At 73.7% G+C, this 13,403-nt stretch carries 14 protein-coding genes; 7 read left to right on the forward strand and 7 right to left on the reverse strand.

The window, feature by feature from the left end; all coding sequences use genetic code 11:
* Positions 1-6 precede the first annotated feature (6 nt).
* Positions 7-1,218: an MFS transporter gene (locus tag ABD324_RS09625; RefSeq protein WP_344414685.1), complete on the forward strand. Its 1,212-nt coding sequence runs from the start codon at positions 7-9 to the stop codon at positions 1,216-1,218.
* On the opposite strand, the gene ABD324_RS09630 is transcribed toward ABD324_RS09625, so the two are convergent.
* The 4 genes from ABD324_RS09630 to ABD324_RS09645 form a co-directional block, all read right to left on the reverse strand.
* Complete coding sequence (locus ABD324_RS09630) at positions 1,154-2,140, reverse strand: isopenicillin N synthase family dioxygenase (protein WP_344414686.1); 987 nt, start codon at positions 2,138-2,140, stop codon at positions 1,154-1,156. The two genes, ABD324_RS09625 and ABD324_RS09630, sit on opposite strands and share 65 nt — an antisense overlap.
* A gap of 11 nt (positions 2,141-2,151) precedes the next feature.
* Entirely contained in the window at positions 2,152-3,048 is an 897-nt protein-coding gene (locus ABD324_RS09635; RefSeq protein ID WP_344414687.1) for an LLM class flavin-dependent oxidoreductase, read from the reverse strand.
* A 15-nt stretch (positions 3,049-3,063) separates the two neighbouring features.
* The gene (locus tag ABD324_RS09640) at positions 3,064-4,131 is read right to left on the reverse strand and encodes an NADH:flavin oxidoreductase/NADH oxidase (RefSeq protein ID WP_344414688.1); all 1,068 of its coding nucleotides are present in this window, start codon (positions 4,129-4,131) and stop codon (positions 3,064-3,066) included.
* A gap of 72 nt (positions 4,132-4,203) precedes the next feature.
* Complete coding sequence (locus tag ABD324_RS09645) at positions 4,204-5,604, reverse strand: YlbE family protein (RefSeq protein WP_344414689.1); 1,401 nt, start codon at positions 5,602-5,604, stop codon at positions 4,204-4,206.
* An 89-nt stretch (positions 5,605-5,693) separates the two neighbouring features.
* Here ABD324_RS09645 and ABD324_RS09650 point away from each other — a divergent pair, with 89 nt between their 5' ends.
* The 6 genes from ABD324_RS09650 to ABD324_RS09675 all read left to right on the forward strand — a co-directional run bounded on the left by ABD324_RS09650 (position 5,694) and on the right by ABD324_RS09675 (position 11,545).
* A complete protein-coding gene (locus tag ABD324_RS09650) occupies positions 5,694-7,040 on the forward strand; it encodes an FAD-dependent oxidoreductase (protein WP_344414690.1) in 1,347 nt (448 codons plus the stop codon).
* 5 nt (positions 7,041-7,045) lie between these two features.
* Complete coding sequence (locus ABD324_RS09655) at positions 7,046-7,315, forward strand: hypothetical protein (RefSeq protein ID WP_344414691.1); 270 nt, start codon at positions 7,046-7,048, stop codon at positions 7,313-7,315.
* A 39-nt stretch (positions 7,316-7,354) separates the two neighbouring features.
* On the forward strand, positions 7,355-7,840 hold the full coding sequence (locus ABD324_RS09660) for an MSMEG_0572/Sll0783 family nitrogen starvation response protein (RefSeq protein WP_344414692.1): 486 nt from the start codon (positions 7,355-7,357) through the stop codon (positions 7,838-7,840).
* A gap of 92 nt (positions 7,841-7,932) precedes the next feature.
* Positions 7,933-8,895, forward strand: a complete 963-nt coding sequence (locus ABD324_RS09665) for a carbamate kinase (RefSeq protein ID WP_344414693.1) — start codon at positions 7,933-7,935, stop codon at positions 8,893-8,895.
* Entirely contained in the window at positions 8,892-10,418 is a 1,527-nt protein-coding gene (locus ABD324_RS09670) for an AllF/FdrA family protein (RefSeq protein ID WP_344414694.1), read from the forward strand. The genes ABD324_RS09665 and ABD324_RS09670 overlap by 4 nt, the downstream gene beginning before the upstream one ends.
* A complete protein-coding gene (locus ABD324_RS09675) occupies positions 10,415-11,545 on the forward strand; it encodes an MSMEG_0565 family glycosyltransferase (protein ID WP_344414695.1) in 1,131 nt (376 codons plus the stop codon). Before ABD324_RS09670 ends, ABD324_RS09675 begins: the two co-directional genes overlap by 4 nt.
* 128 nt (positions 11,546-11,673) lie before the next feature.
* Here the strand turns inward: ABD324_RS09675 and ABD324_RS09680 are convergent, their stop codons facing one another.
* The 3 genes from ABD324_RS09680 to nthB are packed head-to-tail and all read right to left on the reverse strand — an operon-like array spanning position 11,674 to position 13,279.
* Positions 11,674-12,042 carry a nitrile hydratase accessory protein gene (locus ABD324_RS09680; protein ID WP_344414696.1) on the reverse strand — a complete coding sequence of 123 codons (369 nt, stop codon included), beginning with the start codon at positions 12,040-12,042 and terminating at the stop codon, positions 11,674-11,676.
* On the reverse strand, positions 12,039-12,620 hold the full coding sequence (gene nthA / locus ABD324_RS09685) for a nitrile hydratase subunit alpha (protein WP_344414698.1): 582 nt from the start codon (positions 12,618-12,620) through the stop codon (positions 12,039-12,041). Before nthA ends, ABD324_RS09680 begins: the two co-directional genes overlap by 4 nt.
* Positions 12,617-13,279: a nitrile hydratase subunit beta gene (gene nthB, locus ABD324_RS09690; protein WP_344414699.1), complete on the reverse strand. Its 663-nt coding sequence runs from the start codon at positions 13,277-13,279 to the stop codon at positions 12,617-12,619. The genes nthA and nthB overlap by 4 nt, the downstream gene beginning before the upstream one ends.
* Between the last annotated feature and the right edge of the window lie 124 nt (positions 13,280-13,403).

A 13,403-nucleotide genomic window follows, 5' to 3' on the forward strand; every position in this document is an offset into this window, starting at 1 on the left:
TCGCCGTTGCGCAGCACCCTGATCGCCACGACGTCGGCCATGGTCCTGCTCGTCCTGGACTCGACGATCACGGGTGTCCTGCTGCCGAGCATGCGGACCGAGCTCGGGCTGAGCGCCGCGGCGCAGGCCTGGGTGGTGGCGATCTACCTGGTGACGCTCGCGGTGCTGATGCCGCTCGGCGGCCGCCTCTGCGACGCCCTCGGCGCCGGCCGGACCTTCCTGATCGGGATGGCGGGGTTCACCGTGGCCTCCGCGGGCGTCGGGCTCTCGACGGGCGCGGTCGAGATCATCGCCTGGCGGGGCGTGGCCGGGTGCGCGGCCGCGTTGCTCGTGCCGGCCGGGCTGGCGGTGCTGGCCGAGGTCTATCCGGAGGACCGACGAGCCGGCGCGCTGGCCGTCTACACCGGTGTGGGTCAGGGCTTCGCGACGGTCGGGCCGCTGGTCGGCGGGCTGTGCGCGGAGTTCCTGAGCTGGCGCTGGGGCTTCCTGGTGAACGTGCCCGTCGGGATCGTCGGCCTCGGGCTGATGCTGCGCGCGCGGCCCGTCACGCCGCGTCGCCCGGGCCGCACCCTGCTGGACCTCTCGCTCTTCCGGATCGCCGCGTTCAGCGGGGCGGCGTTCCTCCTCTTCGCGCTCGGCTTCGGCATGACCGCCGCGACGATCTACGGCGCCGCGTCGCTGCAGGAGACCCTCGGGCTGCCGCCCGCGCTGGCCGGTCTGGCGCTGTTGCCGCTGGTCGTGCCCCTGCTGGTGGCCACGCGCTGGGCCGGGCGCAGTACCGCGCGCGTCGGCTACCGGCGCCTCGGGGTCCTCGGCGGGCTGTCGCTGGCGATCGGGCTGCTCGTCGCGGGCGGCGGGATCCTGGGGCACGCGATCGTGGTCGTCTGCCTCGGCTCGGTACCGGCCGGCGTCGGGATCGGTCTGCTGATGGGCCCCATGACGAACGCCGCGCTCTCCGCGGCCCCGGCCGAGCGGCGCGGGCAGGCCTCCGGTCTGGTGTCGACGGTCCGCCAGCTCGGCGGGGTCGCGGGCATCGGGGCCGTCGGCGCGCTGACCGCCGCCATGCCGAGCGGCACCGGCGGCCCCGGCGCCCTCGGGTTCGCGGCGGCGGCGGTGCTCGTGCTCGCCGCTGCGACCGTGGCCCGGGTGCTCCCTACCGCACGAGATCGGCGTGATGGCGAGCCGCGACGTCCGGGTGCGCCCGCAGACGCGCCTTGAGCATGTTCTCGCCGAAGGTCCCCGAGATGACGTTGTCGGGGTCCCGGCTCACGCCGGGGGCGTGGCGGGCGAGCTCCGGGGGCAGCGCGATCCGCGGCACCGTCGAGTCCAGTGCCGGGTTGAAGAAGAACGGGATCGAGAGCCGGGTGTCGCCGAGCGGCGGCGAGACGACGCGATGGACGGTGGCCTTGAGGTAGCCGTCCGTCGCGAACTCCATCAGCTCGCCGATGTTGACGACGAACGCGCCGGGCACGACCGGTGCGTCGACCCAGCCGCCCGGGGTGTCGACCTGCAGGCCGCCCTTGCCCGGCTCGATCATCAGCAGTGTCAGCACGCCCGGGTCCTTGTGTGCCCCCACGCCCTGCCCGCGCTCCTCGCGCCCGGGGTAACGGACCAGCTTGACCAGCGTGGACGGGCGGTCGCCGAACATCGCGTCGAACACGTCCTCGGGGCTGCCCAGCGCGAGCGCCCACGACCGCATCAGGCGCCGCGCGACCATCGCGCACCGCCGCTCCCAGTCCGTGAGGACGGTCCTCAGCGAGGGCTGCTCCGGCGGCCACGGATTGGGCCCCTCCAGGCGCATGTACGGCGGCGCGGCCGGATCGTCCACAGTGGCCCGCTCGGCGCCGATGTCGATCTGCTCGCGCCAGTCGACCTTCCCCTGCGTCAGCTCGCCGCCGGTGCGCGTGTACCCGCGGAACTGCGGGCTCCGCAGCATCTCCACCCGCTGCTTCGCCTCGATCGGGAGCGCGAAGAACGCCGCGGCCTCGGCGAACGCCCGCGCCGTCACGTCCTCCCCGATCCCGTGCTCGACGAGCGAGAAGAACCCGACCTCGTGGGTCGCGGCGAGCAGCTCCGCCCGGAACCGCTCGCCCTCGCCCCGGTCCAGCATCCCGAGGTCCAGCACCGGAAGCGCGCCCATGTCACCTGAGCCTAATCGAGCTGGGGGACGACCTCGGCCCGGAAACGGCCGAACAGCTCCCGGCCCTCGTCCGCGCTGCCTCGGATGGCCGTCACGATGAGCTCGTCGAGGCCGGCCTCGCGCCAGCGGCCGACGATGTCGACGACCTCGGCCACCGAGCCCCCGAGCACCGCACCGGGCCCGGCGACCGCGGGGGCGGTGCCGCCGAGGTCGAGGATCGCCTGGGTGGAGCGACGGATCTCGCGCGGGTCCCGGCCGATCTTCTCGCAGTGCTGGTCGAGCACCGCGGACTTGTGCGCGAACACCTCGGGCGTGGACCAGCAGTTCCACTCGTCCGCGTACCGGGCGACCACGCCGAGCATCCGCTGCTCGCCGCTGGCGCCGAGCAGCACCGGGATCCGCCCCCGGGTGGGGACGCCCGGGGCGCCGGTCACCGAGTAGTGCTCGCCGGCCACCGTGGTGCTCGGCGAGCGCAGCAGGCCGTCGAGTACCTGCAGGCCCTCCTCGAGCCGGTCGATCCGCTCCCGGACGGGTCCGAGCGCGATCCCGTAGGCCGCGTGCTCGTTGAGCTGCCAGCCCGCGCCCACGCCGAGGACCAGGCGTCCGCCGCTGAGGTCGTCGATCGTGGCCGCGATGTTCGCGAGCACGGCGGGGTGCCGATAGGTGATCGACGCGACCAGGCTGCCCAGCCGCACCCGGGGCACGGCCGTCGCGAGGCCCGCGAGCACCGAGAAGCAGTCGCGCGTCGCCGGCCCGCTCCCAACCTCCGCGGTGCCGGTGTTGGCCAGGAAGTGGTCCGCGACCCAGAGGCCGCCGTAGCCCAGCCGTTCGGCCTCGCCGGCCACCGCGACGATGTCGTCGGTGGACCAGGAGGCACCCAGCCAGGCGCTGACCGTCAGTTCGGACATCGTTGCTCCTCCTGCTCAGCGCCAGGCGCCGCGGGTGTACTGATCGGGACAGGTCGACTCGGCGCCCAGCTCGAAGGCCGCGCGCTGCGGCCAGGCGGGCTCGCGGAGGGCGGCCCGGGCGAGGAACACGACGTCCGCGGCGTCCTCGTCGAGCACGGCCTGGGCCTGCGCGGGGTCGGTGATCAGGCCGACCGCGCCGGTCGCGATGCCGGCCTTGGCGCGCAGGTCGCGGGCGAAGGGGACCTGGTAGCCGGGGCCGACCGCGATCTGCTGACGGGCGTCGAGCCCGCCCGAGCTGACGTCGACGAGGTCCACCCCGCGCGTCGCGAGCAGGCTGCACAGCTCCGCGCTCTCCTCGACGGTCCAGCCGCCCTCGACCCAGTCCGTGGCCGAGAGCCGCACGAGCAGCGCCTTGCGCTCGGGGAACACCGCCCGCACCGCGTCGACCGTCTCCAGGACGATCCGGATGCGGTTCTCGAAGGACCCGCCGTAGGAGTCGGTCCGGAGGTTGGCCAGGGGCGAGAGGAACTGGTGGAGCAGGTAGCCGTGGGCGGCGTGCAGCTCGACGACGTCGAACCCGGCCTCGTCGGCCCGCCGGGCCGCCGCCGCGAAGGCCGCGACGACCTCCGCGATCTCCTCCCGGGTGAGACCGCGGGGCGCGGCATACCCCTGGAAGGCGGCGTCCGCGGGGCCCACGGCCTCCCAGCCGCCGTCCGCGGCGGGGATCGTGCCGGTGCCCCGCCACGGCGCGAACACCGAGCCCTTGCGCCCGGCGTGCGCGAGCTGGGTCGCCGGCACCGCACCCTGCGCCCGCACGAACGCGGCGATCCGGGCCCAGGCCTCGCCCTGCGCGTCGTCCCAGATCCCGGCGTCCTGCGGGGAGATCCGGCCCTCGGGGGTGACGGCGGCCGCCTCGGTCATGACCAGGCCGAACCCACCGGTCGCCCGGGCGCCGAGGTGGACGAGGTGCCAGTCCGTGGGGACCCCGTCCGCCCCGCAGGAGTACTGGCACATCGGGGACAGCCAGAGACGGTTGGGCGCGGTGATCCCGCGCAGCGTGATCGGGTCGAACAGGGACGTCACGAGGTCCTCCGGGTCGGTGTCACCTCCCTCAACTCTGCCCCCGCGCCCCGGTGATCCCGGATGCGACCCCCGTCACCCCACCCGATCGGCCAGGGCGAGCAGCGCCTCGGTGAAGCAGGCCAGCGGCGCCTCGGCCACCCCCGCACCGACCTGGCCGGTGCCCGCGCCCGCGTGCAGGATCCCCGTCGTCACCTTGGGCGTGATGCCGAGCTCCACGACCCTGCGGACGTCGACGCCCAGCGGTGTGCCCGCGAACTCCATGGCGGGCAACGTGAACCGGCTGCTGGTGCCCGCGCAGATCGCCCGGAAGCCCTCGGTCGCCCGCGCGGCGTCCGCCATCGTGCCGCCCAGGAAGGCGGCCACCGCCGCGGACCCGCCGGCCGCCGGGCCGCCCATGCCGGTGAGCTCGAGGACCGCGCTGTCGCCGATGTCGCGGGCGCTGTCCTCCGGCCCGTAGCCCGAGTAGTAGAGCGCCTCGCCCACCGGCGGGGCCTCGGTCAGGTGCCAGCCGGGGTCGCCCGCGAGCTTGATCCCGAAGGTGGTCCCGTTGCGGGACATGGTCGTGACGATGCTGGAGCCCGGCACCTGCTCGGCCCAGAGCTGCAGCGACTTCGCCGCCGCCATCGCCACGTTGAGGAAGAAGAGATGGTTGCCCGCGAGGTAGTCCGCGAACGGTCGCCGGCGTCCGTCGGGCAGCGCGGCGATCTGCGGCAGCCAGGTGCGGGTGAGCAGGTTGGTGGCCGCCTGGGTGCGCATGTGCAGGTCGTCGCCCATCGAGATGCCCTGTGCGGCGACGGCGAGCACGTCGAGCGGCCCGGTGTCCTCCAGGATCGCGCCGACCGCGGGACCCACGACGTCGACGAGCAGGCGCAGCCGGGCGATCGCCGCGTCCGTGTCCCGCCCGAACCACGGCACCTCGCCCGGTCCCTGGTTGATCCCGGAGAACGCGCGCGTGCCCCCGTCCCGGTTCTCCACCACGAGCACGGGTTGCGACGGGCCCAGCGCGGTCGCCATGGGCACCACCGTGTCGTGGTGGTTGGCGGCGTCGAGCGCGACCGCGCCGCGTTCCAGCAGCTCACGGGCTTGCGCGACGTCCGCGGCCCAGCCCTCGGCGACCACTGCCGCCTGCATGGAGCGGCGCAGCGGATCGCAGTGCTCGCCGAACGGCAGCGACGGGCCCGAGTGCAGTAGCGCGCGCCCGCCGAACCCGGGGACCACGTCCTCGGCCGTCGCGACGCCCACCAGCTGCGGCTGCCCGGTGTCCAGCCTGCGGACGACCTCGGCGTTCGCCCCGTCGACCCCGTCGGCCGCGTAGAGCCTGGTCAGCGCCCGGACGGCGGCGGGATCGCCCGCGGCGGGGATCCGCCAGTCCACCTGTTCGACGGGGGTGCCCTGCTCCCGCACCGCGTCCGCGAACATCGGCAGCCCGACGTTCACGACGGCGACCTCGGCGGGCAGTACGACTGGGGGCATCGCGGGACTCCTCCGGTGGTTTGACAGCGGCATTCACTATAGGAGATATTCTTCTCGCATAGTTGATCGATGCCTCGGAGGTGCCCGCAGTGCCGCGGAAGACAGTGATCATCGGGGGCGGTGCCGCGGGGCTGGGGTCCGCCGGCGGTGTGAAGGCGGCCGACCCGGGCGCGGACGTCGTCGTCTACACCGAGTACGAGGACGTCGCCTACAGCCCGTGCGGGATCCCCTACGTGCACGGCGGCGAGATCCCGGACTTCGAGCGGCTGTTCCTGGCCGGCAAGCAGGCCTACGTCGACGCCGGGATCGACGTCCGGTACGAGACCACCGTGACCGCGATCGACACCGCCGCCCACACGGTGACCGTCGAGGGCGAGGGCACGGTCCGCTACGACCAGCTGATCGTCGCCACCGGCTGGAACTACGCGGACCCGGGCGTCTCGGGCGGTGATCTCGAGGGCCTCTACTACGTCAAGAACATCCGCAAGGCGATGGAGTGGGACAAGGTCATCGGGGAGACGAAGCGGGCGGTCGTCGTCGAGGCCGGACCGCTCGGTCTGGAGATGGTCACCGCGCTCGCGCACCGCGGCGTCGAGACCCACCTGATCGACCCGAACCCGTACGCGCTGGCGATGATGGCCGATCCGGACATCATGGCGCCGGTCGAGGACTCGTGGCGCGAGCTGGGTGTTCACCTGCACTTCAACACCACCCTCGAGGAGTTCGTGGGCGAGGGTGGCAGGGTCCGCGCCGTCCGGACCTCCACCGGTGAGCTGCCCGCCGACCTCGTGGTGATCTCCACCCACAAGACCCCGAACAACGCCCTCGCCGAGGCGGCCGGGATCAAGGTCGGATCGACCGGCGGCCTGATCGTCGACGAGCGGATGAAGACCTCCGCCCCGGACGTCTGGGCCGCGGGCGACGCCGTCGAGATCCCGCACGGGCTGACCCGCACCCCGTTGCAGGGACTGACCGGGTCCCACGCGTACGCGCAGGGCAAGACCGCCGGGACCAACGCGGGTGGCGGCGAGCGCGCCTACCGCGCCGTCTACGTCCCGTGGGGGACGCCGGCGGGCAAGTGGGTGATCGGCGGGGCGTCGTTCGGCGAGGCCACGGCGACGGCGCTCGGCATCCCGTACGTCCTCGGTGTCGCCGAGGGGATCTCGCGCGCCCGCTACTACCCGGGCGTCCAGAAGATCAAGGTCAAGCTGCTGGCCGAGCCGGGCTCGCTGCGGCTGATCGGCGCCCAGATGATCGGCGGCGGCGAGGGGATCAAGGAGCGGGCGGACTTCCTCGCGCAGGCGATCCGCTTCGGGATGACCTTCCACGACCTCTCCACCATGGAGAACGTCTACTCGCCTGCGATCGGCGCGCTGAACGAGCCGATCGTCGTCGCCGCCACCAACGGGCTCGCCGAAGCGAAGAAGAAGGGCTGAGCGCCGTGGCGACCTCACCCGGCTTCGCCGGCTGGCTGCGCACCAACTCCGAGCACTACCTGCTGGTCGCGGCGCACCGCTCGCTGGCGCGGCGCACCGGCAGCCCGGCCCCGCGAGACCCCAAGGGGCTCAAGGAGATCTTCTGGCTCCGGATCTTCGCCCCGGTCTACGCGGCGCTGCCCTGGCCGCTGCGCAGCCGGATCATGCGCACGATGCCCGGCAGCCACCGGCAGACGTGGGCCCCGCCGCCGCGGCCGCAGGGCCCGGCGGTCTGAACCCCAGCACCACCACACCCACCGAAGAAGGAGAGCACCGTGGCTCAGATCGTCGGAGAGCGGGCCCATGTCGGCGACGCCATCGTGGACTACGAGTCCAAGATGTTCGAGGACATCCAGGCGTCCGAGGGCGAGAAGGCGTACATCTTCATGCACACCGTGCCCTACGAGGGCTCGGTCGGCCTGGTCAACATGCTGACCTGTACCCGGATCAACCGGAAGGGCTTCGACACCCACCTGGTCCTCTACGGGCCCGGCGTCCTGATGGCCTCGGCGACCCGCGGGTTCCCGACGGTCGGCGCCGAGGCGTTCCCGGGCCACATGGCCTACAACAACCAGCTGCAGACCTTCATGAAGGAGGGCGGCAAGGTCCTGGCCTGCCGCTTCGCCATGGCCGCGCTCTACGGCATGCGCGAGACCGACGTCCTCGAAGGCGTACAGCCGATCCATCCGCTCGACGTCCTGGACTGCACCCTCACCGCGCGCCGCGAAGGGGCGCTGGTGATGCAGACCTGGACGCTCTGAGAGTTCCGCGACGGCGGGTGTCGCACGCGGCGGCGGGGCGCGTCCCCGCCGCCTGCGGCGTGCCCGCCGCCCGATCACCGAAAGGGGCCCACGTGCCCAGGACCGCCGTCGTCGCCCTCGGGGGCAACGCGATCACCCGGCAGGGGCAGGCGGGCACCGCCGCCGAGCAGGAGGAGAACGCCGACCGGCTGGCGGCCGGGGTCGCGGACCTCCGGGCGGCGGGCTGGCGGGTCGTGGTCGTCCACGGCAACGGACCGCAGGTCGGCAACCTCGCCATCCAGCAGCAGGAGGCCGCCGAGCGGGTGCCGGCGCTGCCGCTCGCCACGCTCGTCGCCATGACCGAGGGCGCGCTCGGCTCGCTGATCGACCTGGCCCTGCTCCGCGCGGACCCGGACGTCGGGGTGGTGTCCGTCGTGACCCACGTCGTCGTCGACGGGGCCGATCCCGCGTTCTCGAACCCCACGAAGCCGGTGGGGCCCTTCATGACCCTCGACGAGGCCACCCATGTCGCGGACGAGCTGGGCTGGACCGTCGGCGAGGACGCCGGCCGCGGCTACCGGCGCCTGGTCCCGTCGCCGGCGCCGCAGAAGATCGTCGAGCTGGCCGCCATCTCGGGCCTGGTCGAGCAGGGTGCGGTGGTCGTCGCCGCCGGGGGCGGCGGGGTGCCGGTGCTGGCCGAGGGGGCGTCGTACCGCCCGGTCGACGCCGTGATCGACAAGGACCTGGCCGCCCAGCGACTGGCCGCGGCCCTGCACGCGGACGCCCTGGTGCTGGTCACCGACATCTCCCGGGTCCAGCTGGACTTCGGCACGGACACCGCCCGCGAGGTCGCCGAGATGACCGTCGAGGAGGCCCGCGGCCACCAGGCCGACGGGCAGTTCCCCGAGGGCAGCATGGGGCCGAAGATCCGCGCCGCGATCGGGTTCCTCGAGGAGGGCGGCACCGTCGCGGTCGTCACGGACGCGGGCCGGGTGCGGGCGTCGCTCGAGCTCGGTCCGTCGAACGGGTCGGGGACCCGGATCGTCCCGGCGACCCGCATCGGAGCCGTGTCGTGATCCACGACCTCACCGTCCACCCAGAGACCTATGTGGACTCGATCGTCCAGCTCTCCGGCACCCGCGCGCTGCGCAGCGTCGACGGCGTCGACTGGGCGTCGGCCGCGATGGCCACTCCGACCAATCGCGAGACCCTGGCGGCCGAGGGCTTCGATCCCGGCGACGCGGGCGCGAACGACCTGGTCATCGCCATCCGGGCGGACTCCGCGGACACCGTCGAGGCGGCCCGCGAGGCAGGGGAGCAGGCCCTGTTCGCGGTGGCGGAGCGCTCCGGTGGTGCGCGGCAGCAGGAGCCGGCGCGGACCCTCGGCGAGGCCGTGGGCCGGCTCGACGGTGCCAACGTCGCGGTGGTGTCGGTGCCCGGCGACTACGCCGCGATGGAGGCGCACAAGGCGCTGGGCGCCGGCCTGGACGTGCTCCTGTTCAGCGACAACGTGTCCGTCGAGGACGAGATCGCGCTGAAGGACCGGGCGAACCGACTGGGGCGGCTGGTCATGGGGCCCGGCGCGGGGACCGCGATGCTCGGGCACACCTGCCTGGGCTTCGCCAACGTCGTGACCCCGGGCCGGGTGGCCGTCGTCGCCGCGGCGGGGACCGGGGCGCAGGAGGCCGCCGCGCTGCTCGACCGGTGGGGCGTCGGTGTCTCGCACGTCGTCGGGCTCGGCGGGCGGGACCTCACCGCGGCTGTCGGTGGGCGGATGGCGCTCTCCGCCGTGCGCGCCCTGGTGGCGGACGAGGGGACGGACATCGTCCTGCTCGTGTCCAAGCCTCCGGCTCCGGAGGTGGCTCGCGCCGTGGTCGAGGCCGCGGCCGGGACCACGCTGGTCGCCGCGCTCATCGGCGTCGACGAGGACTTCGCGGCACCCGACGGCGTGGTGGTCACGCGGACCCTGCAGGCCGGGGCGGCCGCCGCCGTCGCCGCCGCGGGCGGCAGCGTGCCGGACCTGACCGAGGGCGTGGTCGACCGCGTGCGCGAGCGGATCGAGCGGCTCCCCGCCGACCGCACCCTGGTCCGAGGGCTCTTCTCCGGGGGCACCCTCTGCTACGAGTCCCTGGTGATCCTGGCCGACGTGCTGGGGCCCGTGTACTCGAACACCCCGATCGACAAGGCGCTCGGCCTGCCGGCGCCGGCCGGCGCCCACACCTGCCTCGACCTGGGCGAGGAGGAGTACACCAAGGGGCGCCCGCACCCGATGATCGATCCGGCGGCGCGCATCGAGCTGCTGCGCGAGGCGCTGGCCGAGCCCGGTGTCGGCGCCGTGATCATGGACGTCGTACTGGGACACGGCGCGCACCCGGACCCGGCGTCGGAGCTGGCGCCGGTGTGCGCAGAGGCGGGCACGGACGGCCCCGCGGTGGTCGTCTACGTACTCGGCACCGAGCAGGATCCGCAGGGGCTCGCCAAGCAGCGCAAGGCCTTCGAGGACGCGGGCTGTCTGGTCACCGAGACCGCCGCGCAGGCCTCTCTGGTGGCGGCCGCGCTGGCCTCCCGCAAGCCCGAGATCGCGGTGCACGCGCTGTGAGGGTCGCGATCGTCTCGCACTCGACGACCCCCCGCGGCGGGTTCGTCCACGCGCTGAGCCTGGCCGAGGAGCTGCACCGCCAGGGTGCGGACGTGCACCTGCTCGCGTTGGGGCAGAAGCTCTTCCGTCCGGTCACGGTGCCGCACACGCTGCTCCCCGGGCCGACGAAGGCGGGCACCACGCTCACCGAGCGGGTGTTCGCGTCGATCGACCTGCTCGAGCAGGGGCTGTCGGGGCTCGCCGGGGACTTCGACGTGCTGCACACGCAGGACTGCATCGCCGCGCGCGCCGCGGTGCGCGTTCGTGCGGCAGGGGCGCCGGTCACGGTGGTGCGCACCGTGCACCACGTGGACGACTTCACCACCCCGGCGCTGGTCGACTGCCAGCGCCAGGCGGTGCTGGAACCCGATCACGTCCTGGTCGTCTCGGAGCAGTGGCGGGACATCGTGCGCACGGAGTACGGCCGCGACTCGGACGTCGTGCACAACGGCGTCGACCCGCACCGCTTCCCGGATCTCCCCGCAGGCGAGCTCGCCGCGATGCGCGCGCGGATCGGTGCGGACGGGCGATTCCTGTTCCTCGGCGTGGGCGGTGTCGAGCCGCGCAAGGGCACGCTGCACGCCTTCCGGGCGCTGGCCCGCCTGCGTAAGTCCGGTGTGGACGCGATGCTGGCGCTGGTCGGCGGGCACTCGTTCCAGGACTACGCCGACTACCGCGAAGCCGCCCTCGCCGAGCTTCCGGAGCTGGGGCTCGCGCTCGGCCGCGACGTGATCCTGCTGGGCACCGTGCCGGACGCCGAGCTCGGCGGCTGGTACCGGGCGGCGGACGCGCTGTGCTTCCCGTCGGTCAAGGAGGGCTGGGGCCTGGCGGTGCTGGAGGCGATGGCGGCCGGGCTCCCGGTCGTCGCCTCGGACCTGCCGGTGTTCCGGGAGTATTTGCAGGACGGCGTCAGCGCGCTGCTGCCGGCCGCGGCGGACGAGGAGGCCCTCACCGCGGCGATGCGCGCCCTCGTCGAGGACGCGGACCTGAGGGACAAGCTGCGCTCCGGCGCCGACGCGGTCCTGCCCCGCTACACCTGGGCGGAAACGGCCCGCCGCCACCGCGAGATCTACGCCGCCCTCGGATGAGCGAACGGCACTCTCGTTCACATCTAGTGAGCGACGGGCCCGTTCGCTCACTGCCGCCGCCGGGGCACCCCGAGTGAGCGAGCGGCGCGTTCGCTCATTAGGTATGAGCGAACGGGCCGTTCGCCGGGTCAGTGGCCGTGCCCGTGGCCGTGGCCGGTGCCCTCGCGGTGGTCGTGGCCGGCGGGGCGGTGGGTGAGGGACTCGGCGCGGGTGTCGACCTCGGCGGGGGTGAGGGTGCCGGTGCCGGTGAGGACGTCCTCCAGCGCGCCGAGCCACTGCTGGTAGTAGCTCCAGCACTCGCCCTCGGGGTGCCCGGACTCCCAGGCGGCGATGCGGGCGATCAGGGCGGACTGGAAGGTGTCCCAGGCGAAGGCGCCGTTGTCGTGCAACGTGACCGCCATGCCGAAGGCGCGGCTCTCCCAGGGCTCGGCGAACACCAGCTCGCCGTTGTCCCGGGGCGGGGCGGCCGGGCCGTTGAGGGCCAGGGGTGCGGTCATGCCCCCACCTTCGCCACGCCCACCATCGCGTCCCGCGTCACGAGCCCGGTCAGGTCCTCTTCGGACAGATCCTCGGTGCCGGCCGGGCGTTCGGGGAGCACGAGCCAGCGGACCTCGGAGCTGGAGTCGCGCACGACGATCTCCACGGACTCGTCGAGCTCCAGGCCCATCTCGCGCAGCACCGTGCGGGGCTCGCGCACCACGCGGGCGCGGTAGGCCGGGTCCTTGTACCAGGAGGGCGGCAGGCCCAGGACCGGCCACGGGTAGCAGGAGCACAGCGTGCAGACCACGACGTTGTGCGTCGAGGCGGTGTTCTCCACGACCACGATGTGCTCGCCCTGCGGACCGCTGAAGCCCAGCTCCTTGATCGCGGCCGTGCCGTCGGCGAGCAGCCGCGCGCGGTACTCCGGGTCCGTCCACGCCTTGGCGACGACCTTGGCCCCGTTCAGCGGGCCGACCGACGTCTCGTAGGTGGCGATGAACTTGTCCATCACCGCCGGGTCGACGAGGCCGCGTTCGGTGAGGATCTGTTCGAGTGCCTCGGTGCGCAGGGCGACGGGAGGCCGCGTGTCGGTCATGCCGGCTCCAGGTAGCTGTCGAAGAGTTCGATGGTGAGGGCGAAGGGCTCGGCCGCCGCGCCGTAGAGGTCGCGGGAGTCGAACCGGACGGTGTAGACGTGCTGGGGGTTCTCCCCCCGGAAGACCGCGTGGGTGTCCGGGAGCAGGTGGGCGGGCTGCACGTGCTCGACGACGCCGACGTGTCCGCTGACGTACTCCGGGAGCTTGGTCGGAGCCGGCGGCACCTCGCCCGCGCGCACCCGGTCGCCGACGGCGAAGCGGGGGGACCCGTCGACCTGCCGCAGCGAGCCGGGGCCGGTGGCGGCGTAGTCGGGCTTGCTGAGCTCGGGAGCCGGGGGCTCCTCCACCTGCTCGCCGGAGAGGTTCCGCGCCCGCGCGTCCACGGCGTCCGGCGCGATGATCCCGCTCTCCACGAACATCAGCTCGACGGCGTTGAGCCAGCGGCCGTAGTAGCCCTCCTCGAAGTACGCGTGCGGGTCGAGGCGGCCCAGCGCGTAGCGGAAGGCGTCGAGGTTCTGCCCGGAGATCCGGCCCATGCCCAGGACCGCCAGCGCGAACGCCCGGCCCTCCCAGGCCTCGTCGAAGACCTTCTCCGCGGGATCGGGCGGGTGCACCGGGCCCCAGCCGTCCGTCCCGCCGAGGTCGGCGATCGCGGGCATCGCACCACGTCCTTTACGATGGGAGACGAATTTCCACAATAGTGGACGCGGTCGGCGCCGGTGTCCAGCCGTGGTCGTCGATCATCGATCGCGGGCGGTCGGAGCACTATCGTGGCCGCGGACG

It is taken from the genome of Pseudonocardia ailaonensis, assembly GCF_039531635.1.
Classification (GTDB): domain Bacteria; phylum Actinomycetota; class Actinomycetes; order Mycobacteriales; family Pseudonocardiaceae; genus Pseudonocardia; species Pseudonocardia ailaonensis.